At 36.3% G+C, this 25,874-nt stretch carries 22 protein-coding genes; 10 read left to right on the top strand and 12 right to left on the bottom strand.

Annotated features, from left to right (window positions below; genetic code table 11):
* Positions 1 to 727 precede the first annotated feature (727 nt).
* Positions 728 to 3,772, top strand: a complete 3,045-nt coding sequence (locus CER22_RS14545; protein WP_088061946.1) for an efflux RND transporter permease subunit — start codon at positions 728 to 730, stop codon at positions 3,770 to 3,772.
* A 41-nt stretch (positions 3,773 to 3,813) separates the two neighbouring features.
* Here the strand turns inward: CER22_RS14545 and CER22_RS14540 are convergent, their stop codons facing one another.
* The 4 genes from CER22_RS14540 to CER22_RS14525 form a co-directional block, all read right to left on the bottom strand.
* Positions 3,814 to 4,338: an AAA family ATPase gene (locus CER22_RS14540; protein WP_088608994.1), complete on the bottom strand. Its 525-nt coding sequence runs from the start codon at positions 4,336 to 4,338 to the stop codon at positions 3,814 to 3,816.
* A 134-nt stretch (positions 4,339 to 4,472) separates the two neighbouring features.
* On the bottom strand, positions 4,473 to 5,393 hold the full coding sequence (gene pstA, locus CER22_RS14535; RefSeq protein WP_048562942.1) for a phosphate ABC transporter permease PstA: 921 nt from the start codon (positions 5,391 to 5,393) through the stop codon (positions 4,473 to 4,475).
* A 2-nt stretch (positions 5,394 to 5,395) separates the two neighbouring features.
* Positions 5,396 to 6,286 carry a phosphate ABC transporter permease subunit PstC gene (gene pstC / locus CER22_RS14530; protein ID WP_000676675.1) on the bottom strand — a complete coding sequence of 297 codons (891 nt, stop codon included), beginning with the start codon at positions 6,284 to 6,286 and terminating at the stop codon, positions 5,396 to 5,398.
* Positions 6,287 to 6,357: 71 nt separating this feature from the next.
* Positions 6,358 to 7,260 carry a phosphate ABC transporter substrate-binding protein PstS family protein gene (locus CER22_RS14525; protein ID WP_000245097.1) on the bottom strand — a complete coding sequence of 301 codons (903 nt, stop codon included), beginning with the start codon at positions 7,258 to 7,260 and terminating at the stop codon, positions 6,358 to 6,360.
* A gap of 509 nt (positions 7,261 to 7,769) precedes the next feature.
* Between CER22_RS14525 and CER22_RS14520 the strand changes: the two genes are divergently transcribed.
* From CER22_RS14520 to CER22_RS14510, 3 genes are read left to right on the top strand one after another with little or no spacing between them, the layout of a single operon-like run.
* Positions 7,770 to 8,027 carry a FeoA family protein gene (locus tag CER22_RS14520; RefSeq protein WP_000252989.1) on the top strand — a complete coding sequence of 86 codons (258 nt, stop codon included), beginning with the start codon at positions 7,770 to 7,772 and terminating at the stop codon, positions 8,025 to 8,027.
* A complete protein-coding gene (locus CER22_RS14515) occupies positions 8,024 to 8,746 on the top strand; it encodes a FeoB small GTPase domain-containing protein (RefSeq protein WP_046953769.1) in 723 nt (240 codons plus the stop codon). Before CER22_RS14520 ends, CER22_RS14515 begins: the two co-directional genes overlap by 4 nt.
* Complete coding sequence (locus CER22_RS14510; RefSeq protein WP_088608993.1) at positions 8,724 to 10,124, top strand: nucleoside recognition domain-containing protein; 1,401 nt, start codon at positions 8,724 to 8,726, stop codon at positions 10,122 to 10,124. Before CER22_RS14515 ends, CER22_RS14510 begins: the two co-directional genes overlap by 23 nt.
* A 60-nt stretch (positions 10,125 to 10,184) precedes the next feature.
* Here the strand turns inward: CER22_RS14510 and CER22_RS33065 are convergent, their stop codons facing one another.
* From CER22_RS33065 to CER22_RS14470, 8 genes are all read right to left on the bottom strand, one after another.
* Positions 10,185 to 10,322: a hypothetical protein gene (locus tag CER22_RS33065; protein WP_000493989.1), complete on the bottom strand. Its 138-nt coding sequence runs from the start codon at positions 10,320 to 10,322 to the stop codon at positions 10,185 to 10,187.
* An 11-nt stretch (positions 10,323 to 10,333) separates the two neighbouring features.
* Positions 10,334 to 11,500: a Ger(x)C family spore germination protein gene (locus CER22_RS14500; RefSeq protein WP_141542837.1), complete on the bottom strand. Its 1,167-nt coding sequence runs from the start codon at positions 11,498 to 11,500 to the stop codon at positions 10,334 to 10,336.
* On the bottom strand, positions 11,484 to 12,608 hold the full coding sequence (gerLB, locus tag CER22_RS14495; protein WP_088061935.1) for a spore germination protein GerLB: 1,125 nt from the start codon (positions 12,606 to 12,608) through the stop codon (positions 11,484 to 11,486). The genes CER22_RS14500 and gerLB overlap by 17 nt, the downstream gene beginning before the upstream one ends.
* Positions 12,609 to 14,087 carry a spore germination protein GerLA gene (gene gerLA, locus CER22_RS14490; protein WP_097890002.1) on the bottom strand — a complete coding sequence of 493 codons (1,479 nt, stop codon included), beginning with the start codon at positions 14,085 to 14,087 and terminating at the stop codon, positions 12,609 to 12,611.
* A gap of 101 nt (positions 14,088 to 14,188) precedes the next feature.
* Complete coding sequence (locus tag CER22_RS14485) at positions 14,189 to 15,661, bottom strand: sodium:solute symporter family protein (protein ID WP_088061933.1); 1,473 nt, start codon at positions 15,659 to 15,661, stop codon at positions 14,189 to 14,191.
* On the bottom strand, positions 15,658 to 15,855 hold the full coding sequence (locus CER22_RS14480) for a DUF3311 domain-containing protein (protein WP_087983279.1): 198 nt from the start codon (positions 15,853 to 15,855) through the stop codon (positions 15,658 to 15,660). Before CER22_RS14480 ends, CER22_RS14485 begins: the two co-directional genes overlap by 4 nt.
* Position 15,856: 1 nt before the next feature.
* The gene (locus CER22_RS14475) at positions 15,857 to 17,032 is read right to left on the bottom strand and encodes an amidohydrolase (protein WP_088061931.1); all 1,176 of its coding nucleotides are present in this window, start codon (positions 17,030 to 17,032) and stop codon (positions 15,857 to 15,859) included.
* Between the two features lie 132 nt (positions 17,033 to 17,164).
* Positions 17,165 to 17,875 (bottom strand): C39 family peptidase, encoded by a 711-nt coding sequence (locus tag CER22_RS14470; protein WP_088061929.1) that lies wholly within the window; start codon positions 17,873 to 17,875, stop codon positions 17,165 to 17,167.
* 379 nt (positions 17,876 to 18,254) lie between these two features.
* On the opposite strand from CER22_RS14470, the gene CER22_RS14465 reads away from it, so the two are divergent.
* The 6 genes from CER22_RS14465 to CER22_RS14435 all read left to right on the top strand — a co-directional run bounded on the left by CER22_RS14465 (position 18,255) and on the right by CER22_RS14435 (position 25,837).
* Positions 18,255 to 19,670, top strand: coding sequence for an amino acid permease (locus tag CER22_RS14465; RefSeq protein ID WP_088061927.1), 1,416 nt, complete (start codon positions 18,255 to 18,257; stop codon positions 19,668 to 19,670).
* A 282-nt stretch (positions 19,671 to 19,952) separates the two neighbouring features.
* Positions 19,953 to 20,828 (top strand): cytochrome aa3 quinol oxidase subunit II, encoded by an 876-nt coding sequence (locus tag CER22_RS14460; RefSeq protein WP_046957295.1) that lies wholly within the window; start codon positions 19,953 to 19,955, stop codon positions 20,826 to 20,828.
* Positions 20,829 to 20,861: 33 nt separating this feature from the next.
* Positions 20,862 to 22,796, top strand: coding sequence for a cytochrome aa3 quinol oxidase subunit I (gene qoxB, locus CER22_RS14455; protein WP_048562936.1), 1,935 nt, complete (start codon positions 20,862 to 20,864; stop codon positions 22,794 to 22,796).
* Positions 22,797 to 22,809: 13 nt separating this feature from the next.
* Positions 22,810 to 23,412, top strand: a complete 603-nt coding sequence (gene qoxC, locus CER22_RS14450) for a cytochrome aa3 quinol oxidase subunit III (RefSeq protein WP_000729314.1) — start codon at positions 22,810 to 22,812, stop codon at positions 23,410 to 23,412.
* Entirely contained in the window at positions 23,413 to 23,724 is a 312-nt protein-coding gene (qoxD, locus tag CER22_RS14445; RefSeq protein WP_000372611.1) for a cytochrome aa3 quinol oxidase subunit IV, read from the top strand.
* Positions 23,725 to 24,007: 283 nt separating this feature from the next.
* A complete protein-coding gene (locus CER22_RS14435; RefSeq protein ID WP_088608992.1) occupies positions 24,008 to 25,837 on the top strand; it encodes a monovalent cation:proton antiporter family protein in 1,830 nt (609 codons plus the stop codon).
* The last annotated feature ends 37 nt before the right edge of the window (positions 25,838 to 25,874 follow it).

Here is a 25,874-nt window from a genome sequence, read left to right as displayed (position 1 = left end):
GTCTAGCATCTAAAAATAAAAATTGACGTTTCACGTTGTTTGTTTCGTTCAGTTTTCAAAGAACTTGTCTGCCACTTCAGAAGCGACTTCATCATATTAACATCTTCATTTTTCGATGTCAACTACGTTTTAAAATTTCTTTTTTGTCGTTTTCTGCGTTTCCGCGTCAGCGACGTTTATTAATATACCATCATGATTTTTAAATAACAAGTGTTTTTTAAAAAAAACACAAAAAAATATCCATCCTACTTTCTTCTATATAGAGACACCTCCTCCCATCTATGGAAAACAGCTATTTAAATTGTATACCAATACACTCTAGTTAACCAAACTGTATTTCATAACCCCTTCCTAGATTTTCATTCTCTTCTATATTAAAGCCCTGATCATTTACTTCTCTATAGACTAACAATATAAAAAACAAATCAATCCAAACTAAAAAAACAGATTCACCACTTCCTACATAAAGCAAACATGCCGATTTTTAGTTTTGTTCCTCCACACAAACTATTAATTGAACGAATCGGTTGTTTACAGACAGCTCGATTAGGTAATAGTCTTATCGCTCGGCGAATAGCGGAATAAATAACGAAATTCCAACAAAAACATTAACTTAAGATTATTGTTAGAATTTTTTTACATTTAATTAATGAAAAATATCCATTTTTTGTTATATAGTAAGGAAGGACGTACTCAACTATAAATAAACCAATGGAGGAATTACTTTATGGATAGGTTAACAAAGTTTTCATTAAAAAACCGCGCCGCTGTTATCATCATGGTTTTTCTCATTTCCGTACTTGGCGTTTATTCCGGATCTAAATTACCTATGGAATTTTTACCAAGCATCGATAATCCAGCAGTCACTGTCACAACCTTATCTCAAGGACTCGACGCTGAAGCGATGACAAAAGAAGTAACTGATCCCCTCGAAAAACAATTTCGCAATTTAGAACACATCGACAGCATCACCTCTTCTACGCACGAGGGGTTATCACGTATCGATATCGCGTATACATCCAAAGCAAACATGAAAGACGCAGCACGCGAAGTTGAAAAGGCCATTAACACAATTAAATTACCTAAGGATGCAACTAAACCCATAGTTAGCCAATTAAATACTTCTATGATTCCACTCGCTCAAATTGCTATCCAGAAGCAAAACGGATTTTCAAAAGCAGATGAAAAACAAATCGAAAAAGAAATCGTACCACAACTCGAAAGCATTGATGGTGTTGCCAACGTTATGTTTTTCGGAAAATCAGCCTCTGAATTATCTATCATACTAGACCCAAACCAATTAAAAGATAAAAACGTAACAACAGAACAAATATTAAAAGTTTTACAAGGAAAAGAAACTTCTACTCCAGCTGGAGCAATTACCGTTAATAAAGAAGAATATAACCTTCGTGTCATTGGGGATATAAAAAATGTAGATGATATTAAAAACATAACCGTTGCACCTCAAGTAAAATTGCAAGATGTTGCTCAAATCGAACTTAAACAACACTACGATACAATCTCGCATATAAACGGAGAAGAAGGAACCGGATTAATCATCATGAAAGAGCCAAGTAAAAATGCAGTTGCAATCGGAAAGGAAATCGATAAGAAAATCAAAGATATAAGTAAACAATATAAAGATCAGTTTTCTATTAAACTTTTAGCCTCAACTCATGAGCAAGTTGAAAATGCTGTTACTAGTATGGGCAAAGAAGTAATTCTTGGAGCAATTGCTGCAACTCTAATTATCTTAATCTTTTTGCGTAACTTCCGAACGACACTCATCGCCGTTGTCAGTATTCCATTATCTATTTTATTAACACTCTTTTTACTACACCAATCTAACATCACACTTAACACCTTAACGCTCGGTGGTTTAGCAGTTGCAGTTGGACGTCTCGTTGATGATAGTATCGTTGTCATCGAGAATATTTTCCGTCGTTTACAAAAAGAATCTTTCTCTAAAGATATTATTCTCGATGCAACGAAAGAGGTCGCCGTCGCAATTACTTCTTCTACTTTAACAACAGTCGCTGTTTTCTTACCTATCGGCCTCGTATCAGGAGTAATCGGAAAATTAATGTTACCTATGGTATTAGCAGTTGTATATTCTATACTATCATCCTTAATCGTTGCACTAACAGTTGTTCCACTTATGGCTTTTTTACTACTCAAAAAAACAAAGCACAAAAAGCCAAGTTCTTCACCACGATATGTTGCTACATTAAAGTGGGCTCTTTCGCATAAATTCATTATTTTACTTACTGCTTTTTTATTATTCGCAGGATCGATTGCAGCCTATGTATTACTACCGAAAGCGAACATAAAATCTGAAGACGACACAATGTTATCTATTAATATGACTTTCCCAGCTGATTACGCTCCTGAAACACAAAAACAAAAAGCCTTCGATTTCGAAAAGAAATTACTTTCTAATTCGGATGTAACAGATGTTATTTTACGAATGGGATCTAGCGCAGAAGATGCACAATGGGGGCAAACGACAAAAAATAATCTTGCCAGTATATTTGTAGTCTTCAAAAAAGGCTCTGATATTGATCAATATATTAAAGAGTTAAAGAAAGAACATAAAGCTTTTGAGCCTGCTGAACTAGATTATATAAAAACGAGTTATTCAAGCTCTGGTGGTGGCAACAATTTGCAATTTAACGTAACAGCAACTAACGAAACGAATTTAAAAGAGGCTGCTACTATCGTCGAAACAAAACTAAAAGATATGGCTGCTCTCTCTAAAGTAAAAACAAATTTAGAAGACTCTAAGAAAGAATGGCAAATCCATGTTGATCAAACAAAGGCCGAACAACTAGGCTTAACACCAGAATTAGCAGCACAACAAGTAGCATTCCTTATGAAGAAATCACCTATTGGTGAAGTTTCAATCAATAATGAAAAAACAACTATTATAATAGAACACAAAAAAGAAAACATCACTAAACAAGAAGACATTTTAAACACAAACATACTATCACCTATCAATGGACCAATTCCTTTAAAAGACATTGCAACTATTTCAGAAAAGAAACTTCAAACAGAAGTCTTCCATAAAGACGGAAAAGAAACGATTCAAATTACTGCCGAGGCCTCAAATGAAGATTTAAGTAAAGTAAGCGCAGAAGTAAACGAAACGATAGCTAACTTAGACTTACCTAGCGGCGCAAAAGTAACTATTGCAGGTGCAACTGAATCTATGCAAGAGAACTTCACAGATTTATTCAAAATTATGGGGATTGCAATCGGGATTGTATATTTAATTATGGTTATCACCTTCGGACAGGCGCGCGCTCCTTTTGCAATTTTGTTCTCCTTACCATTAGCTGCTGTTGGCGGTATTTTAGGATTAATCATTTCAGGAACACCCGTTGATGTAAATTCCTTGATCGGCGCATTAATGTTAATCGGGATTGTCGTTACAAACGCGATTGTATTAATAGAAAGAGTGCAACAAAATCGGGAACACGGAATGGAAACAAGAGATGCCTTACTAGAAGCGGGATCCACTAGATTACGTCCAATCATTATGACAGCTATAACAACAATCGTCGCTATGCTCCCTCTCCTATTTGGTCAATCGCAAGCAGGAAGCATGGTATCAAAAAGTCTTGCCGTCGTTGTCATCGGTGGTTTAGCAGTCTCAACCGTTCTTACATTAGTAGTCGTTCCAGTTATGTATGAACTATTAGATAAAATCGGGAGAAAAAGACGCTCTCGTAGAAAAATAAGCACTTCCACAGAAACACCTGATATTTAAAAGAAAAGCGTTATCTTCATGAATGAAGATAACGCTTTTCTCTACCTACTCATATAATCCATCATTTTTTGAGCATATCGCTCTAGAGGTTTATCAGAATCTACAATAAGAAATTCAGTATTCGAAGGTCTCTTACTACCATCTAACCACTTTTTAAAAGCTACTTCCGAATCCACTTTTCCAATCTGACTGGCCATACGTTTACGTGTTTGCAGCCTATGATTAATCTCTTCCATATCATTAAGGTAACATTCGATATATTTATATTTTACACCATGTTTATTAGACAATTTTATTCCTTTTTCAACCATCCCTTCATATAGACACGGACTATCCAATATAACACTATGCCCTTGTTCTAAATAAGAATCAATCAATGCCCATTCAATATCGTATGATACTCCTCCAACAATTGTCGATTCAACCCCTTTCATTTCTAATGATTGTAACAATGCCGATTTCAAAACGTCATGATCTACAATTACAGCACCTGTTAACTTCGCTATATACTTAGAAACTGTCGATTTTCCCGATCCAGGAAAACCTGACATTTGTAGAAAAAACAAATTAACTTCTCCTCTCATCTGTACCTATTCATCTATATAATCAATTACAAATTCAACAATCATTACATCCATTCCTTCTATATTAAAATACAAAAAGAACTCTCTACTTATAAGTAGAGAGTTCTTTTTGTATTTTATGCTGCTTTTACCTTCTTCGTCGTTTTACTTTTTCTTTTCGTTCCTGTAAAACGCTTATGCAATATAGATGCTACCAAGCGCGAAATAACATTGAATAGTAATACCATAATAATTAATACAGCTGCAGATTTTGTCGCAATCAACTTTGCATCCGGAATAACTCCTTCAGAATTTAACTTCCAAATGTGAACCGCTAACGTTTCAGCTGGTCTAAATGGATTTAGAGGATGGGCAGGACTTGAGAAGTCCGCTGCTGAATTTAAAATCGGGGATGTTAAACCCGCTGTGTAAATTAACGCTGCCGCTTCACCAAATATACGACCTGCCGCTAAAATAATACCTGTAATAATTTGCGGTAATGACGACGGAATAATGATACGAGCAATTGTTTGCCATTTCGTTGCACCTAATCCAAGACTTGCCTCTTTTACATTATGAGGCACTTCTGAAATCGCATTTTCACAAACACGTGTTAAACCTGGTAAGTTTAAAATAGTTAAAGCAAGAGCACCGCCCATTACTGTGTATCCCCAACCTGTCATGGTAACGAACACTAACAAACCGAATAAACCAACAACAATCGAAGGTAACGACGCCATTGTCTCAATACATAAACGAACAAAATTTAAAAAGCGCCCTTGTTTTGCGTACTCTGCTAAATATATTCCAGCCCCTAACCCAAGAGGAATAGATATAACAAGCGTTATAACAAGCATGTAGAAGGAATTGAATAACTGTGGACCAATCCCACCACCAGCTCTTGTATTACTTGGTTCTCCAAACAAGAAATCAGGATCCCAAAATCCCCATCCCTTTTGCAGAATTTCAAACACTAAGAATACTAGCAGAGCTACAACTAAAGCTGCAACTGCATAAAAGATACCTGTCCAAATTTTATTTACCGTTCTTGCATTCATTATTATCGCTCACCTCTTTGCCCAATCGCTCGAATTACTAAAATAAACAGGAATGAAATAACAAGTAAAATCATCGCTAAAGTCCATAGCGCATTATTCCAAGCAGTTCCGTTTAATGTATTTGTCATGTCCATTGTCAAAATACCAGTTAACGTCGCTGTCGGGCTATATATTCCTTCTGGTAATTTAATTGTGTTCCCGATTACCATTTGAACCGCTAATGCTTCACCAAAAGCACGCGCTAAACCTAAAACAACACCTGTTAAAATCCCTTTTTTCGCAGCAGGAACAATCACTCGGCTAACCGCTTGCCATTTCGTCGATCCTAGACCATAAGAAGCTTCTAAATAATCAAATGGAACAGAGCGTATTGCATCAGAAGCGATACTAGCAATAGTAGGTAAAATCATAATACTTAATACAACAATACCCGCAATTAGACTAAATCCCACTCCCCCGAACGAATCACGTAATAGTGGCACTAAAATCGTAACCCCTAATAATCCGTATACAACCGAAGGAATACCAACTAATAATTCTAAAACGGGCTTCAATACTTTATTTCCAAACTTTGGCGAAATTAAATTCATGAATATAGCAAGAGCTATAGCAATTGGCGCACTAATAATAACCGCACCTAACGAAACCACCGTTGAACCTACAATAAAAATCAAAGCCCCGAAGGTTCCTTCGTCAGCATTTGGATTCCATTTTGTCGATGTTAACATCTCAGTAAATGAGATACCACTTTGTGTAAAAGATTGAATACCTTTACCGCAAATAAAAGCAATAATAGCTAATGTAATTAAAACAATAAAAATACCACAAAACGTAACAAGCGATCTTCCTATATATTCACTTTTTACGTAATTAATTTGTTTTTTCCCCTTCATCACAGGTCAGACCCCACTTCATAGATTGAAATGAACAGGACTGGCCTTGCAGCCAGCCCCATAAAAATTTATTACTTATTTAATTTAGACATTGGGATGTAACCCATATCTTCTACTTGCTTTTCAAAGTCTTTGCCTTTTACATAATCAATGTAAGCTTTCGTTGCTTCTTTCGCTTCACCTTTTGTTACCATGTACTCGTAAGACCAGAATGGATATTTACCAGACGAAATGTTTTCAACTTTTGGTTCAGAACCATCAATTTTCACTGTTTGTAGCGCACCTTTTTTATCGCCAACCATGTAAGACATTGCTAAATAACTTACTGAACCTGGAGTAGAATTGATCGCTTGCTCTACTGCACCGTTAGAATCTTGTGTTGTACCAGTTCCATCGTTAATTTTCGCTTCTTTCATAACTGTCTTTTCAAATGTAGCACGTGTACCAGATGAAGCTGGACGGTTAATTACGTTGATTTTTTCATCTTTCCCGCCTACCTCTTTCCAGTTTGTTACTTTCCCAGTGAAGATATCTTGTACTTGTTGCACTGTTAAGTTATCAACTTTTACATCTTTATTTACGACAAGCGCGAATGCAATACCCGCAACCTTGTTATCTACTAATTCTTTCGCTTTTTCAGCATCTTTTATTTTATCCCCTGATGGAACATCTGAATTACCAATTTGTACTGCACCCGATGCTACTTGGTTAATCCCAGTTCCACTACCGCCGCCTTGCACTTGAATAGAAACTTTTGAATTTTTCTCCATGAATTTCTTTCCAGCTTCCTCCGCAAGAGGTAGAAGAGCTGTAGAACCAGCTGCTGCAATCGTACCTGATAATTCTTGTTTTGTATTATCGCTTCCTTTAGCAGTTTCTTTACTAGCTGTATCATCTGCTTTCCCACATCCAACTAACGCTCCTGCTACCACTAAAGCCGCTAAAGAAAATTTAATACCTTTTTTCATAACCATGTCTTGTACCCCCATTTGGATTCTCACTTTTCGAATTCATTTTCTTTCGAACACAAATTCATTGTAGGACAACAATATTATGTGAGTGTTAAGCAATTTTTAATTTTAAGTAAATGACGATAATAGCCCTTAAAAGCTAGGAATCCCAACATTTATAGTTAAAGAACCCAACAAAATCCACACGAATTAAGCTGTAATGTAAATTTATTCTTAACAATGTAAATTCAATGTAAATGTTTTTCGCTCTTTTCCCCTTTTAATTAAAAATACATTTACAAATACATTGTATCTTTTAACTTTTACACTCTTACTTTATTTACATTCAACAGAATTTCAGTAATATTTTTTAGTACAACTAAATAAATTGGAACAATTCTAAAAATAAATGAATATTTTTAAAGTACCAATTGACAGCATCATCCAATGTAGTCTACTATATTATTAACAAAAAGTTTACCTAAGGAAACTTTTTAAACTTAAACAAACAATATAGAGATGAGGTAACTTTTATGGTATCGGCTAATACAAAACCACTTTCCGAGTTTAAGACAGGAGAGTTTGTACAAATTGAGAAGATACAATTAGAAGGAACTATGAAACGACGTTTATTAGACTTAGGATTTATCCCTGGGGCAACAATTAAAGTATTACAGCGCAGTCCACTTGGAGATCCGGTCGCTTATCAAGTAAGCAATACAACTATCGCACTACGTAAGGAAGAAAGTTCCCTTATTTTCGGGGTATTAATAGGAGATGATTTCAGATGAGCAAACATCGTATTGCTTTAGCTGGCAACCCGAACACCGGGAAAAGTACATTATTTAATACTTTAACAGGCTTAAAACAACATACTGGAAACTGGACGGGGAAAACTGTTTTAAAAGCTGAAGGGGAATACGAACATAACGGAAGTAAATATACATTAATAGATTTACCTGGAACTTACTCACTATATTCAAATTCTGCGGATGAAGAAGTAGCAAGAGATTATATTATATTTGAAAAACCAGAAGTAACTGTAGTTGTTATAGATGCAACTGCAATGGAAAGAAATTTAAATTTAGCCCTCCAAGTGATGGAAATGACAAGCAATGTAGTCATTTGTATTAATTTAATTGATGAAGCGGAGAAAAAAGGCATCGTTATTGATGAAAAGAAATTAGCAAAATCGCTCGGTGTACCTGTAGTTAAGATTTCTGCTCGTAACCGAGTAGGTATTGGGCATTTGCTAAGTGTTATCGCTAAAGTAGCAAATAAAAAATTAATTCCAACACCAATTAAAATTTCTTACAGTGAAAAAATCGAAAATATGATTCAGGAATTAGAACCACAAATTTATAAAGTGTTCGGTGATACGTATCCAGCACGTTGGATTGCGTTACGTATATTAGATGGAGATAAAAATTTCTTAACTACACTTCAAAAACACCATAATGAACCACTTGTAAGGGAGGTCGTAATGAATGGAATCTCACTCAGCCAGTAAAGCTCTTCCATTAGACTATATTATTCAACATGCACAAGCACTCTCAAAAGAAGATATACGAGATGATATTGTCGGAGATATTTATCGAACATCTGCAAGCATATGTAAAGAGTCTGTTCAATATACAAATACTGATAAATTGTATCGTTCTGAAAAACTAGATAAAATTTTCACATCTCCAATCTGGGGATTTCCAATTATGCTCGGTATTTTATCTATTATTTTTTATCTTACAATTGCAGGTGCTAACGTACCATCTGATATGATTGCTGAGTTTTTCGGATGGGCCGAAGGATATTTAACATCTTGGTTCCAGGCAGCACATGCACCCGAATGGCTACATGGCATTTTAATACTTGGTTTATTCCGTGGTATCGGTGCTGTTATTAGCGTTATGTTGCCACCTATGGCAATCTTTTTCCCTATGTTCGCACTATTAGAAAACTACGGATATTTACCACGTGTCGCTTTTAATATGGATCGCTTATTTAAACGTTCCGGTGCACATGGCAAACAATCTTTAACAATGGCAATGGGATTTGGTTGTAATGCAGCCGCTATTATGTCAACGCGTATTATTGAATCACCACGTGAACGTATGCTTGCAATCTTAACAAACAACTTCGTTCCTTGTAACGGTCGCTGGCCTATGTTAATTTTAATGGCTTCATTATTTATGGCTGCTGGTTATACAGGTAGTATACAAACATTAGTTACTGCTGGCGTTGTAGTTGGAATGGTTGTAATTGGTGTTATTATGACATTAACTGTTTCTTGGGTACTATCAAAAACAGCTTTAAAAGGTGTGCCAACTCACTACACTCTTGAGTTACCACCGTACCGTAAGCCAAAAGTTTGGAATACAATTGTACGTGCAACACTCGATAAATCAATTTATGTTTTAAAACGAGCTATCGTTGTAGCTGCCCCTGCGGCTGCATTAACTTGGTTACTAGCTAATATTTTCATCGGTGACACAAGCTTACTTATGTATTTTGTAAACTTCCTAGATCCATTCGCTAAAATGTTAGGACTTGATGGATTCATTTTAGCTGCGTTCATTCTTGGACTACCAGCGAATGAAATTGTTATCCCGATTTTATTAATGTCTTACTTATCAACCGGAGCTTTAACTGAAATAGATGATTTTAACCAAATTAAAAATCTATTCTTAGAAAATGGCTGGACTTGGTTAACAGCGTTAAACACAATGTTGTTCTCACTTCTTCATTTCCCATGTGGAACAACACTGGTTAACATATATAAAGAAACAAAAAGTGCAAAATGGACATTCTTATCGTTTGCAATCCCTACCGTTATCGCCATTGTTGTGACATTCCTCTCTACACAATTGGTACATTGGTTAGGGCTTTTATAAGCAAAGCATACATAGAAGGTATCCCCCTTCACATTTGCTTTGCGCGAAAGAAACCTGAAATCATTCAGGTTTCTTTTTTTGTGCATCAGTATTCCAAGGCTGTGCTCCATACGTTGTGAGTTTCTTATGAATAAAGTATATGGCTCCCGGAAGAACTGCCATTAATATCGTGCAACTAATCCCTAATCCAGTAAACAACTTACATCACCTTATTTCACTCTTTTCGGTAAGGCGGAACCTGAATGCTCAATTGTCGGGTGAACATGAACAGTAACCTCCGCATTACTAAAGTAATTTTCACCTTGATCCCAATTCTTATCTATCTTCTTCCATTCTTTATAATTATGCCGCTTATATACTTCTCCTAACGCTAATACATCTACCTTATATTTTTTTTGAACAAGCTTAATCGATTTTTGGATACGCTTCTCCATTTCTTCCGCAATGGTTTTCTTTAATCCCTTTTCATTCATAATTTGTTTATGATCACTAAAATGTAACTCTGCTAAAGTCCCTTCCAAAGATAAATGGATATCAAACTTCGGTTTTGTAGCATTTTCCGTAGATACTTTAATCTTTCGGCGCATCTTATGAATTTCGTATGTAACAAGCTGACCTTGTTTACGGATAGTAAAGAACCCTCCAATTTTTTTACCTATTACATAATTCATTCCTAATGTTTCTTCTCCATTCAAACTGCCTACACACTTATTATCTTTTCCACGAAACAACGCTGCCCCGTTCATTTGTACCCCCTGCTTTGTTAGTTCTAGAATAGGTAATACGAAACTTCGGTTAGCAATCATTTTTTGCTGTACCTCACCAATTCTTGCAGCTTCAATCATTTGAGCATTTTTCGGAGGATGCTCAGCTAACATATCAATATACTGCGCCGGTAAGTTCTCAGGCTTGGCACTCTGCTTTAAAATAGCTTCTGCATTTTTCTTAGAAACGAACAAACGAATATTTCTTCTCATCTCGTGATCACGAATATATACATCTAACGTATTTTGTAAAACATATGGATTCGCTAATAAATCTTTAGAAAAAATTATCACTTGTATGTGCGGAAAGAATAATGAGCGACTAATTTTTTTAGAGATAATTCGTATTTGCTCAAAGACACTATCTGCTTTCGCACTAACATTAATATAATTCTCACTATCTCGACCGCTTTGGCCACCTTGCTGCGCTAACTTACTGGGAAGTACCATCTGATACGTCCCTTTCATAATTGGATTTGATTTCTTTTTTTTCACAATATCATAGGCTGCACCTACTACAAATCCCCTTTCTTCTATCTCCTCTAACTCAGAACACCCACTCATAAATCCAACTACAGCTATAACCATTATAAATTTAAGAAGGTGTTTCATTTCCACCATTCCTTCTTTTTATTTTATATACAATTAAAACGAGTAAAGGCGCTAACACAACAAATCCCATATCTATCCAAGCTAAATAAGTTCCGTAATGTGATAATGAATCTAAATTACTCGGTATCATATTCACCATAAAAATAATAGGAGCACTTACGAAAATAAAAATATGTTTCTTCACTTTCGGAAACATAGCACAAAACAATAAAGATGCGACGTCATAATACATTGCTGTAGTGTTATAAATAGTAATAATCCAAGTCGTAAAAAAAATCGCATCAAATCTTTCTAAAAAACCTCCACCAATTTCAATTTCTTTACCCAATTCAATTGTTGGATACGTCAATCCACGGGTTGTCATATACGAAAAAACGCTAATACAAGTTACATAAATTAAAATGTATGACAGCACATTTACCATCACTGCTTTTGCAACTGCCATTGGCGCTTTTTTCGCTGTCTTATCGTTCAACATCACAGCATAAAACAGAGCTACCTCAAATCCGATAAATGTGAAAATAGAGTTTTTAACTCCTACAGCATATTGACTTGCGTTCGTTTGAAAAGCTGGTAGTAAATTGTTTATTTCCATTAAATTTATATTCAATAAAGAAAGCAACACTATCGCAATGAGCACGATAGGTAAGAATAGAACATTTAACCTTACTAAAGCCGCTCTCGATCCTGCTACTCCATAAATAACAACTAATAAGAAGAAGAAAGAGAGTAGCTGTATTGGTGTATCACTAAATAAATATGTTTGTGAAATAATTGCAATCATTCGTGACTCATATGCTGTCAAAGCAGCAAACGTTAATACTAAAATGCTACTAATTGTGTATGCAACAGGCTTTGTCAAATGCGTACTCGTATATTGAACAAAGTTTTGTTTCGGGAATAAAATAGCTATCCTCGTTACAAACCAACCTAAAACTGCACATATCAATCCACCCAGAAGCAAAATAATCCAACCGTCTGAAAATAAAGTTTGGTTAGCGATATCTCTTGGCATAGACAATGCTCCTATACCAATAATTGTTGAAGATACCGCAAACCCAATTTCCCGAGATCCAATCTCTTCATCGCCATACTCAAATGGTTTCAATTACTCTCGCTCCTTTGGACGTAATGTAGCGTCTTTCGTTTGTAAATATTCCGGTCTCTCTTTCAACATCGATTTTGGCATACGAATAAGTTCTTCTTTCCAATCTTTATAAAATGCAGGAGCGATAGGCGTTGTATACGGCACCCCGACACTCTTCAAATTCGTAATATGAACCGCAAGTGCAATAAGAGCTAAAATAATTCCATACAAACCAAAAGCAGTCGCCGCTAAAACAAAGACAAAAAGTAAAATCCGAAACGTAATCGTAATACTATATACAGGCAGTGAAAATGTAGCAATAGCTGTAACCGCAATAATGATAACTAAAAACGGATTTACAATTCCTGCGTTCACCGCTGCTTCTCCGATTACAAGACCACCTACAATCCCAATTGTTTGCCCCATCGGTTTCGGCAACCTAATTCCCGCTTCTCGTATTAACTCCATCGTTAATGCCATCATTAACGTTTCTATATAAGCTGGAAACGGAACACCTTCCCTGGCTCCAGCGATTGAATAAGCCAGTTTAGAAGGGATAAGTCCTTGGTGATATGATACGAGAGCTACATACATCGCTGGCATTAAAACTGCAACTATGCCAGAACCCATCCGCAAAATTCTTAATAAAGTCCCAATTACCCAACGCTCATAGTGATCTTCCACAGATTGAAAAATATCAACGAATACTAACGGAGCTATAAGGGCAAACGGTGATCCATCCACCAAAATAGCAGCCTTTCCTTTCGCTAATGAGGCCACAATATTATCAGGCCTTTCCGTATTCAAAAACTGCGGGAACGGTGACAAATTATTATCTTGAATTAATTGCTCAATCGTACCCGTCTCAAAAACGACATCTGTCTCTATTGATTGAAGACGCCGATCTAACTCTTTTACAATGTAAGGGTTAATAATGTCTTCTATATATACTAACGTCACTTCTTTTTGGGATCTCTTCCCCATAATATAAGATTGAAACCTCAGCTTCGGGTCACGTAAAGTACGGCGAATTAACATTTTATTCACGTTAATATCTTCATTTAACCCAATCCTCGGTCCACGTATTAAATCTTCTGTTACCGGCGGTTCTAAACTTCTTTTTTCCCACGCTCTACTATTAATCACGATAGCGGTTTGAATATTATCAATTAATATAACTGTATCTCCCGCTAAAATCGCATTTATAATATCCGGAAACGTTGTCTTCTTACCAACTTCCGCAATAGAAATAAAGCGATCCAATAACGTTTGAACAACAGCTTCTTCTTTTTGTACTTCTTCATATTGAAGTGTACGAACTACATATTTATAAACATTATCCTTATCTGTTAACCCACATAAAAAAATAACCGCACAGCGTGTAAAACTACCAGCAAGGGCAACTTCCCTAATTGTTAAATCATTAGGCGAACCTAACTCATCCCTAATTTCTTTCATAACTTCAAATAAGTTACCTTTTAACTCTAACAATTCCCCCACCTAACTTCCTTTTCAACAAGTTTTTAGTTAGATTCCGCTAATAGAAGAAAATATATACAAAAAAGAGCTATCTCTTTTCAAAGATAGCTCTAGCACACGGATTACTTTTCTACTATTATATTGTCTGTCTTTATAGACACATTTCTCGTGAACCCGCTAACGATAAACATCACAATCATATTCATTAACAATGCGACTATACCTACATTTAAATCTTTTATATATTGAGGGAAAGCTGGAAACATCGTAGCTATAGTTGAACCAGATAAAGTAATATATGCGACCACTAACAACCCAATCCCCATCCCTGCAATTGCCCCTTGCTTCGTAATAACTTGACGTGGAAACAAACTACATACAAGTGCAGGGAAAAGTTGTGTCACTATACTATATCCCATTAAAAGAAGTGCACCTATTGTTTCTCCACCTTTAAAAGTGAACAAAACAGCTACAAGCGTTACTACAGGCACAAATAATTTTGCCACTTTAGCAACTTGTCTATCTGAAGCAGATGGGACCATTGTTCGGTAAATGTTTTTTGCTAATAAAGTAGACGCCGCCATAACAAGCATGGAACCCGGAACTAATGCTGTTAATACTCCTGCACTACCAATAATCCCAATAAACCATGGATCAAATGTTTGAAGAGCGAGACGGAATAACGAAAGGTCTACATCCCCTCCCTTTAACCCTGGAACTTGCAGTATAGCAGCAAAACCTGCAAAGAATACGAAAAGCAATACTAAAGAATAAAGGGGCATGATCGCCGCATTTTTCCTAAATACTTTTTCATTTTTTGCAGAGAAAGCAGAAGCAAATGTATGGGGCCACATATAGAAACCGAGAGCTGTTAATACAATAGTAGAAACAAACCAAGAAATGCTCATCCCTTCATCAGGTAAAGATAAAAATCCTGGTTTCGCTGCTTCTACCGCTTCAAACATCGGCTGAAATCCCCCGTAATAATGGTACGGTAAATATATACCTAAAAACATAACGATAAACAGTATCATAATATCCTTCAAAGCTGCTGTCCAAGCAGAGCCGTGTATACCTGAAACCATTACATATATCGTTATAACAATTGCACCAATCCACACTGCAATAACCGGTGATACCCTTCCGTAAGATGCTTCCGAAACGATAATTCCTAATCCTTTTAACTGTAAAACAAGGTATGGAATAATCGAAATAACCCCAATGACAGAAACGATAATGCCAAGTGTCTGACTCTTATATTTCTTCACAAAAAAATCTGGCTGCGAAACAAGATTATGCTCTTTCGCATACTTCCAAACTGGCGGCAATAAAAAGTAAGATAAAATATAAGCTAGTGCACCATAACCTAAAATATAGAAAGTAGGTGCTCCTTTACTATACGCCCATCCACTTCCGCCTAAAAATGTAAACGTCGTATAAATTTCACCTGCCATAAGAAGAAAAACAAAAATAGTGCCAAATCCTCTTCCACCAACTGACCATTGCTCTAAATTCATATCTTTTCCATGTTGTGCCCGAATTCCTAAAAATAGTGCAAGAAACAAAAATAATATAATGATAAGTAATGCGATCATTTTACATCCCCCTTATTAGCAGGATCAAATACGTACACAAGTCCCATACAAAGAGACGTAATGAGCACCGATAATAATACCCAAAACAATAAAAATGGCATCCCTAATACGTAAGGAGTAACTGAATTAGCAAATACAGGTCCAATAACTAAACAAAAAACTGGAATAAGCGCTAATACGTGTATTTTCTTCATCTCATTCTCCTTTACTTATAAAATTCATAATGGATGATACAAAGACTTCCACGCCAATCGGTAATGCATCTTCATCAATCGTAAAACGAGGATGATGGTGAGGATATATAATTCCTTTCTCGTTATTTCCCGCTCCGATAAAAAAGAATGTACCTGGCGCCTTTTGTAAAAACGCTGAAAAATCTTCTCCAGCCATCGTCGGCTGTAAACGAGTAACTTGCTCTCTTCCATAAAGCTGTAATGCTGTTTGCTCAATAATCTCTGTAACTTCATAATCATTTACTACTGGTCGATATCCATATTCATAAGAAAATGTATATTTCGCCCCGTAAGATTCCGTCACATGCTTCACAATTCGTTCAATCCTTTTCTCTGTTTCTTCTCGCAACTCATGTCTTAAACTCCGCACTGTCCCTTCAATCTCCGCTTGTTCTGGGATCACATTATGGGTTGTCCCAGCATGAAATTGCGTAACAGATACTACAAGGGGATCTAATGGATTCGTGAGGCGAGATACAATGTGCTGAAGTTGCGAAACAACTTGTGTACCGATTGCAATGCTATCAACCGTTTCATGAGGGATTCCAGCATGTCCACCTTTTCCTTCTATCGTAATTTTAAAAACATCTGGGGCTGCCATTGCAGGACCATAAATTACACCTATTTTACCAACCTCTAACGATGCCCAAAGGTGAGCACCAATAATATAATCCACACATTCCATTACACCCGCTGCAACCATTTCCTCTGCACCGCCAGGAAAGTTTTCTTCTGCATGTTGGAAGAGAAAACGAATCTCTCCTTTAATCTTCTCTCTTTCTTCTACTAACTTATGTACGACCCCAAGTAATATCGCTATATGTCCATCATGGCCACATGCATGCATCACACCTGGATATGTAGAAATAAAATCAAACTCATTTTCTTCATGAATAGGAAGCGCGTCCATGTCAGCACGAACCGCGATGGTTTTACCAGGTTGCTTACCAATTAACCTTGCCATTACACTATATTTAGTAGGTCTTGACACTTCTAAATATGGGATTTTTTGAAGTATATCGAATACAAACTGTGATGTTTTTTCTTCTTGAAAAGATAACTCTGGATACTTATGAAAATGCCTTCTCCACTCAATTAATTGATTTTTCGATAAAACCAGTTCCTTTGCAACATCCATTTCTCTTCGCCCCTTCTTCACCAAGTTAAATGTTATTATAGCGTGAATCGTTAACTTTTAAAAGAATCTTCTGAATTTTCCGTTATAATAACTTAAAAATAAAAAGCCATCAAAAAGATGACTTTTTCAGTATTATAAAATAGTAATCGCTTGTTTCCCCATTTGCTCCCAAGCTTTCTCAAACTCTGCTCGCGGAACAGCAAAACGCGGATTATTTTTAAGTGGATCATTTACATATACAAAGTTTTGATCATACCCAACTATTACTACACTATGTTCATAATATGTAATTTTCACTTCGCCAGAGCTTGTATTCCATGTTTCAAAACTACTCTCGGCTAGTGGCTTAAACGTTGTATTAATAATGACCCATACTGGCGAACCGGAACTAACTACTTTATACATATCTTGCACGTCTCTACCTGTTAAATTAACTACTTTTTCAGGAGCATATTTTTCTGCTAAATTAAAAATGGGTTGATTATATACACCATATCCTGGCTCTGTCTTCGTATAAATATTTCCAACGAACCCCTCATAAGGATTTCCACGTAAACCATTTTGTTCAAATGGAACACGATGAATTTCGCTAGCAAGTTGCATCTTATCTACTTGTATACCTTTGTATTGTAGCAACATAGCCAAACTTGTAACTTCACATCCACGAGGTAATTCTGGTAACTGCTTTATAAACGGAACATTTTCAATCATAGTCGCTTCTTTCATTTCAGATAAAAACTCTAAACGGAACACTTGCGCCTTTTGTATAATTTTATCTTTCCCTATAAAAAACGCGGCAGCAAATATAATTCCAAAAACAAAAAGATATTTTAACTTTTTCATTTTAAACAAAACTCCATTAATTATTATTTTACAGACATACCTCTTATCATTGTACCTTTCTTCTTACTAGTTTGCTAGAAAGATTCTATGAATTATTGTTCACACTTACATTGTTATAAAATTCTAATTATTTTTAATAAAAAGAAAAAACAATATACTTTTCTGAATATTTTTGCTAAAATCAAAATAATTAACATAGTGAAGATATCACCTTGTTAATAAAAACATTCTTAGAGTATTTAGTCATAGTTCGCATTTTACATACTCCATTCATTTCATAATAAATAAGCCGAGTATGTTTCACATCCCCCACTAATGATTAAAAACTCGGAATGAAAATCAATTCATACATACAAGAAAATAACGGGGTGAGGGGCATATGAATCAACAAGTAGAACAAACAGATTTAAAACGAACAATGAAAAGTAGACACCTATTTATGATTGCACTTGGTGGTGTTATCGGAACTGGCCTATTTATGGGATCTGGTCAAATCGTCCATAATGCCGGTCCTGGTGGTGCTATTCTTGCATTTTTAGTCGGTGGATTTGTTATGTATTTAACGATGTTATGTCTTGGTGAATTATCAGTTGCTATGCCAGAAGCAGGTTCATTCCAAAGCTATGCAAGCAAATTTATTTCACCTGGTTTTGGATTTGTTGTCGGTTGGATGTATTGGTTAAATTGGGCTGTTACAGTTGGGGTAGAGTTAACAACTGTAAGTATTTTAATGAAACGTTGGTTTCCAGACGTTTCTTCGTGGATTTGGTGTGTTACATTTGCAGCAGCACTCTTTCTTGTAAACGCATTATCAGCAAAAGCATATGCAGAAGCAGAATTTTGGTTCGCAAGTGTAAAAGTCGCAACCATTGTTATTTTCATCGTACTCGGTGGTGCAGTTATGTTCGGTCTACTAGACTTTAATGGAAAACCAGCGCCAATGCTTCACAATTTCACTGAAAATGGCGGATTATTTCCAAACGGTGCATTAGCTGTTCTTCTTACGATGATTACAGTAAATTACTCCTTCCAAGGAACAGAATTAATCGGAATTGCTTCAGGAGAAAGTGAAAACCCTGAGAAAACAATTCCAAAAGCGATTAAAAATACCATTTGGCGAACTCTCTTCTTCTTCGTCCTAGCAATATCAGTTGTTGTAGGTTTACTCCCATGGCAAGAGGCTAATCTAGTCGAAAGTCCATTTGTACTTATATTTGATGTGGCTGGTGTTCCATATGCAGCTGACATTATGAACTTTGTTATTATTACAGCAGTATTATCCGTAGCCAACTCTGGTCTATACGCAAATTCTCGTATGCTTTGGGCGATGGCAAAACAAGGAATGGCAAGTCCAGCTTTTACGAAGTTAACTAAAAAAGGAGTGCCACTAAACGCATTAATTTTCAGTCTAATTTTTGCAAGTTTGTCTCTATTAACAAGTATATTTGCGGCAGATACTGTCTTTTTAGTTTTAACATCTATTGCAGCTATGGCCGCTGTCGTAGTTTGGATGTCAATCGCAGCTTCACAGTTTTTCTTCCGTAGAAATTTCTTAAAAAACGGCGGGGACATTAATGATTTAAAATATCGCACACCGCTTTATCCAATCGTTCCAATCGTAGCATTCTCACTCAATTTCATTACATTTGTTAGTTTAGCTTTCATTCCAGATCAGAGAATTGCTCTTTATTGTGGTATTCCATTTATGATTTTTTGTTACATTTTATACCAATTAAAATATAAAAAAGTTGTCACATTTGAACAACAAATAAATCTAAAAAAAGAAGTAAACTAAATATACAAAATATTCAGCTATCTTTCTTATCATAAGATAGCTTTTTTCTATTTCTTGGATATCTTGGTATAACTTTATTTATCTTAAAATTTCCACAATCACGTTTTTCACTGGAAAATAGTTTACAATGTTATCAAGTTACAAATGATATTCACCTTAAAAAGTGTGCATTTGTGTCTATTTTTTAACAATATCACAAAAACTATTGCCATCTATAAATTAATAGGTTTATATTGTTTTATTGGCATAGTTTCAATCCAAGGAGAAAGGAGATTTTCAATCGTGCAACTAAAGAAAACGTTTTGGAAGCTGGCTTCGCTTCTTCCGTTATCATTACTTCTGTTCCTCGGCGGCTGTGATAAGAAACTCGCAGTATTAAATCCGCAAGGACCTGTTGCAAAAGCACAGTATGATTTAATTGTTTGGTCATTCTTGCTTATGTCATTAATTATCGCAATTGTATTCATCTTGTTTACAGTCATCTTGATTCGTTATCGTGAAAAACCAGAGAATATGGACTACGAGCCACCTGAACAACACGGTAACACATTATTAGAAATTATTTGGACGCTTGTTCCTGTTATTATCGTTATCGCATTATCGATTCCAACAGTAAAAGCAACGTATGCTTCGGAAGAGGTTCCGGCAGAGTCCAAACATATTAAACCAGTTGAGATTTATGTTACATCTGCAAACTGGAAATGGTTATTCAGTTACCCAGAGGAAAAAATTGAAACCGTTAACTATTTAAACATCCCAGCTGGTGTACCAATTCAATTCAAACTGACTTCTGTCGGTCCAATGAATGCTTTCTGGGTACCAGAACTTGGTGGTATGAAGTACACTATGGATGGCATGATTATGGATCTTTATTTACAAGCTGATAAGCCTGGTTCTTACCTAGGCCGTAGTGCGAACTTCTCTGGTGAAGGATTCACACATATGGAGTTCGAAGTTGAAGCAAAAACTAAAGAGAAATATGACAAGTGGGTTAAAGAAGTACAACAAACTGCTCCTAAACTAACAGAAGATAAGTACAACGAAATTGTTAAACCTGGTGTAGTTGGTCGTATGACATTCTCTAGTCACCACTTAAGTTATGTAGATCCAAAATCACTTGAATATTGTGATTACAACTACTACAAAAACAAAAAATAATAGCTATTATTCCAACAGATTGGAGTGAACACAGTGAAGCTTGATGAATTCTTTGTCACAGGTGACCCGATTATTTACGGTGCAGACGCTTCTATCGTTCTTGTGACATTAGCAATCATTTTCGTACTAACAAAGTATAAAAAATGGAAATGGCTTTGGGACGAATGGTTAACAACTGTTGACCATAAAAAGATTGGGGCCATGTATATTATCTCTGCGGTTATCATGTTATTCCGTGGTGGTATGGACGGTTTAATGATCCGTGCACAGTTAACATTCCCAGAAACAACTTATTTAAATGCTGAACACTATAACGGAATCTTCACAACACACGGTACAGTTATGATTCTTTTCATGGCGATGCCATTCGTTATGGGATTAATGAACCTTGTAGTACCATTACAAATTGGTGCTCGTGACGTTGCATATCCGTTCTTAAATGCTTTAAGTTTCTGGTTATTCTTCGTCGGAGCAATGTTATTTAACATCGCTTTCGTAATCGGTGGTTCTCCAGACGCTGGGTGGACTTCTTACTTCCCAATGGCAGGTACAGAGTTTACTTCTGGTGTAGGAAATAACTACTACGCAATTGCATTACAGATTTCAGGTCTCGGTACGCTAATGACCGGTATTAACTTCCTTGTTACTATCTTAAAAATGCGTACACCTGGTATGACTTTAATGAGAATGCCAATGTTTACTTGGTCAATCTTAATTACAACAGTTATCATTATTTTCGCTTTCCCAGTATTAACAGTTGCTCTTGCATTAATGACATTTGACCGTCTATTCGATGCTCACTTCTTTACGATGGCGAGCGGCGGTATGCCAATGTTATGGGCCAACCTATTCTGGGTATGGGGTCACCCTGAAGTATATATCGTTATTTTACCGGCATTCGGTATTTTCTCTGAAATCATTAGTACATTCTCACGTAAACGTCTATTCGGTTACAGTGCGATGGTATACTCAATGGTTGCAATTTCTTTACTAAGTTTCGTCGTATGGCTTCATCACTTCTTCACGATGGGTGCAGGTCCAGCGGTTAACTCATTCTTCTCGATTTCGACAATGGCGATTTCGATTCCAACCGGGGTTAAGATCTTTAACTGGTTGTTTACACTGTATAAAGGACGTATTCGTTTTACAGTTCCAATGCTTTGGTCATTGGCATTTATTCCAAACTTCGTAGTCGGTGGGGTTACAGGGGTTATGCTTGGTATGGCAGCAGCTGATTATCAGTACCATAACAGCTACTTCCTAATTGCTCACTTCCACTACGTATTAATCGCAGGTACAGTATTCGCTATGCTTGCTGGATTCACATTCTGGTATCCAAAAATGACTGGTCATATGTTAAACGAACGCCTAGGTAAATGGACATTCTGGATCTTTATGAGCGGATTCAATATCTGTTTCTTCCCAATGTACTTCTTAGGTTTAGACGGTATGACTCGTCGTATGTACACTTACTCTGAAAGTCTTGGATGGGGATGGCTAAACCAAATCGCATCTGTTGGTGCGGTAATGATGGGTATTGGTTTCCTAATTCTTTGTTACAACGTAATTTGGAGTGCTCGTCACGGTGAACGTGACACAACTGGAGATCCATGGGATGGCCGTACACTTGAATGGGCAACTCAATCTCCTGTACAACATTACAACTTCGCGAAACTTCCTGAAATCAAAGAAGCTGATGCTTTCTGGTACATGAAAAAACGCGGAGAAACAGTTACACCAGCAGCAGAAGATTTAAAACCAATTCACATGCCAAGTAACTCTGGTGTGCCTATTATTGCGTCTTTATTCTTCGGTCTTGCAGGTTTCGCATTAGTATTTAGCTGGTTCTGGCTTGCAGCAATCGGCGGCGTTGGTATTTTAGCTTGCTTAATCTATCGTTCGTTCGATTATGATGATGGCTACTACGTAAGCGTTGATGAAATTAAAGAAACAGAACATATAGCATGAGAGGTGAAATGATATGGCGGCTTTAGATAAAAGCTTACCTTTGGAATATCAATCCGAGCAAAGCAGATTGAATATCCTAGGATTTTGGATTTTTCTTGGGGCTGAAATTATGCTGTTCGCAACACTTTTCGCCTCTTATCTAGTACTTGCTGGTCGTACGGCAGATGGCCCAACCCCAGCGCAACTGTTTGAACTTAAAACGCTTTTAATTCAAACATTACTACTTTTAACAAGTAGTTTCACATGTGGTATCGTAATTCACGAAATGCGTAAGCACAACCAAAAAGCAATGCTTGGATGGTTCATCCTTACATTACTTTTAGGTGCAGGTTTCCTATTCTTTGAAATCGAAGAGTTCATTATGTACATCGGTGAAGGCGCAACAATTCAAACAAGTGCTTTCCTATCTGCATTCTTCGTTCTTCTTGGAACACATGGTGCCCACGTAACAGGCGGTATCATTTGGGCAACTTGTGTTATTATCCAAATTTTAAAACGAGGTTTAACACCAGTTACAGCGCGTAAAGTATTCATTATCAGCTTATATTGGCATTTCCTTGATCTAGTTTGGGTATTTATTTACACACTAGTTTACTTGAACGGGATGGTGGCGTAAATGGATCAAAATAACAACCAAGCAAACGGGCATGCGCATAGCGGATTCCCTTGGTCACACGTTTTCGGATTTATTTTATCGCTTGCACTAACGTTTCTAGCGTTATACGTGGCACTTTATACAAACTTGCCACTTTCAACGATCTTAACAACTATTATCGTAATGGCTGTTGCGCAAGCGTTGTTACAATTAATTATGTTCATGCATTTAAAAGAAGGAGAAGGAAGAGTTCAAATCCTTACAATGATATACAGTTTCTTCGTTGCAACTGCAACAGTTGGTTTAACTGTATGGATCTTCTTCTCAATGTAATGTACATGAAAAAGACTGCTGAGATTCCTCAGCAGTCTTTTTTTTATCCCTCATTAACGAGCAGTAAGACCCCAGGGGGATCAACTGCCCGTAAAAGCCTTCACTTTATCCCCTCCCCTATTACATCCACATTACGAAATTAACAACAGAATCATGAAAAATATACTTATTATGACAAATCTTAAGAAAACTCTTTCTTTATGAAATCGAATCCATATGCGTTGCTTTTCTACCTATTATATGGCTAAATAGGTACTATATTTATTTGAAGGGAGAGAACGCAATGGAACATCATACTTCTGTTCTATCACTTATGGTTGTCGTTGCAATCGCGTTTTTCGTTCCCCTTTTGTTACAACGCTTTAAATTAAAAGCACTTCCTGTCGTTGTTGCAGAAATCATCGCAGGAATCTTTGTAGGTAAAAGTGGGTTTAATATTATTGAGCCAGATATGTGGCTTCAAGTCTTATCGACACTAGGATTTATCTTCTTAATGTTCTTAAGCGGTTTAGAAATTGATTTTTCTATCTTTAAACAAAAAGGGAAAAAGAATACGACAAACGAACCAAACACATTCCAAGCAGCAAGCATTATCTTCTTATTTATTTTCATCTTATCTTATGCCCTATCATTACTGTTCGTATGGCTAGGATTCGTGGATAATGCAATGTTTATGACTTTAATTATTTCAACTATTTCTTTAGGTGTTGTTGTACCAACATTAAAAGAAAATAACTTAGGAAAAACGGCAATCGGACAAATCATTTTATTAGTCGCTGTTATTGCAGATTTAGTTACAATGATTTTACTCGCTGTATTCGTCGGATTAAATTCCGAAAGCGGCCAAAGCATGTGGCTCCTTCTTCTTCTATTCGGCGCTGGTATTGTTATTTACTTCATTGCAAAACGCTTTAAAAACATTCCATACTTAGATAGCTTAAAAGCTGGTAGTGTACAAATTGATACACGAGCTGTTTTTGCACTCATCTTAATATTAGTTGGGTTATCTGAATCTGTTGGAGCTGAAAATATTTTAGGTGCCTTCTTAGCAGGGGTACTCGTATCGTTATTATCACCAAATGAAGATATGATTGAAAAACTGGATTCCATCGGCTACGGTTTCTTCATCCCTATTTTCTTCGTAATGGTTGGTGTGAATCTAGAAGTTTGGTCTATTTTTAAAGAACCTTCTAGCATGCTAATGATCCCAATTTTAATTGTAGGACTCTTTATCTCAAAACTGTTACCATCACTCGTCTTACGAAAATGGTATCCACGTAATATCGTACTAGGAAGTGCCATCTTATTAACATCGACACTTTCTTTAGTTATTGCAGCTGCACAAATTGGTGAAAAACTAGGAATCATCAGTCCGAGTTTATCTGCTTCCCTTATTTTAAGCGCAGTTATTACTTGTATTTTTGCACCTATATTATTTAAAAAGATGTTCCCAAAAGTAGAAACACCAAAACCAAAAGTTTCTATTATTGGTGCGAGCAGAATTACCCTTCCGTTATCACTTGATTTAAAACGAGAAGATTATGACGTAACACTTTATATGATGCGTCAAAATAAAATAAATGATGAGGAAGCGAAATCACATGACTTCCCTATCGTAAAATTAGATGACATCACAATCGCTTCATTAACTGGACAAACAGCATTTAACGCAGACCGCGTTGTTGTTGCAACAAGTGATGATGAACAAAACTTATTATTGGCGGAACACGCAAAAGATCTAGGTGTTGAACATGTTATTGCAAGTGTAGAAGATCCACTTCTACAAGAAAAAGCAACGCAAGAACATATCGCCGTATTCTCAACAATTAACTCTACACGTATTCTGTTACGTGCACTAATTGATAAACCGAGTCTCGTTCGCTTAATTACAACAGCAAATGAAACAGTTCGTGAAGTTGAACTACGTAGCAATACATATAACGGTGTTGCACTACGTCGCCTTCCGTTTTTAGGGGATGTACTCGTCATTCAAATTTACCGCGGTAATAAAGCATTAATCCCGCATGGTGATACGAGACTACAACATGGTGATACATTGCTTGTCACAGGTTCAAAAGAACATATTGATACGTTGAAAAACATATTAGAATAAAAAATGCCCCTTACATAATTGAGGGGCATTTTTTTCC

Source organism: Bacillus sp. K2I17 (assembly GCF_002209985.1).
Lineage (GTDB): Bacteria > Bacillota > Bacilli > Bacillales > Bacillaceae_G > Bacillus_A > Bacillus_A wiedmannii.
Note: the sequence above shows the minus strand (reverse complement) of the source record. Positions and strands in the feature narration are given on the sequence as shown.

What these genes read in the sequence shown, in the direction of transcription:
- CER22_RS14545 (WP_088061946.1), top strand. Translation starts at nt 728, where the DNA reads ATGGATAGGTTAACAAAGTTTTCATTAAAAAACCGCGCCGCTGTTATC.
- pstA (WP_048562942.1), bottom strand. Translation starts at nt 5,393, where the DNA reads ATGAATGCAAGAACGGTAAATAAAATTTGGACAGGTATCTTTTATGCA.
- pstC (WP_000676675.1), bottom strand. Translation starts at nt 6,286, where the DNA reads ATGAAGGGGAAAAAACAAATTAATTACGTAAAAAGTGAATATATAGGA.
- CER22_RS14525 (WP_000245097.1), bottom strand. Translation starts at nt 7,260, where the DNA reads ATGGTTATGAAAAAAGGTATTAAATTTTCTTTAGCGGCTTTAGTGGTA.
- CER22_RS14520 (WP_000252989.1), top strand. Translation starts at nt 7,770, where the DNA reads ATGGTATCGGCTAATACAAAACCACTTTCCGAGTTTAAGACAGGAGAG.
- CER22_RS14515 (WP_046953769.1), top strand. Translation starts at nt 8,024, where the DNA reads ATGAGCAAACATCGTATTGCTTTAGCTGGCAACCCGAACACCGGGAAA.
- CER22_RS14510 (WP_088608993.1), top strand. Translation starts at nt 8,724, where the DNA reads ATGGAATCTCACTCAGCCAGTAAAGCTCTTCCATTAGACTATATTATT.
- CER22_RS14500 (WP_141542837.1), bottom strand. Translation starts at nt 11,500, where the DNA reads ATGAAACACCTTCTTAAATTTATAATGGTTATAGCTGTAGTTGGATTT.
- CER22_RS14485 (WP_088061933.1), bottom strand. Translation starts at nt 15,661, where the DNA reads ATGATCGCATTACTTATCATTATATTATTTTTGTTTCTTGCACTATTT.
- CER22_RS14480 (WP_087983279.1), bottom strand. Translation starts at nt 15,855, where the DNA reads ATGAAGAAAATACACGTATTAGCGCTTATTCCAGTTTTTTGTTTAGTT.
- CER22_RS14475 (WP_088061931.1), bottom strand. Translation starts at nt 17,032, where the DNA reads ATGGATGTTGCAAAGGAACTGGTTTTATCGAAAAATCAATTAATTGAG.
- CER22_RS14470 (WP_088061929.1), bottom strand. Translation starts at nt 17,875, where the DNA reads ATGAAAAAGTTAAAATATCTTTTTGTTTTTGGAATTATATTTGCTGCC.
- CER22_RS14465 (WP_088061927.1), top strand. Translation starts at nt 18,255, where the DNA reads ATGAATCAACAAGTAGAACAAACAGATTTAAAACGAACAATGAAAAGT.
- qoxC (WP_000729314.1), top strand. Translation starts at nt 22,810, where the DNA reads ATGGCGGCTTTAGATAAAAGCTTACCTTTGGAATATCAATCCGAGCAA.
- qoxD (WP_000372611.1), top strand. Translation starts at nt 23,413, where the DNA reads ATGGATCAAAATAACAACCAAGCAAACGGGCATGCGCATAGCGGATTC.
- CER22_RS14435 (WP_088608992.1), top strand. Translation starts at nt 24,008, where the DNA reads ATGGAACATCATACTTCTGTTCTATCACTTATGGTTGTCGTTGCAATC.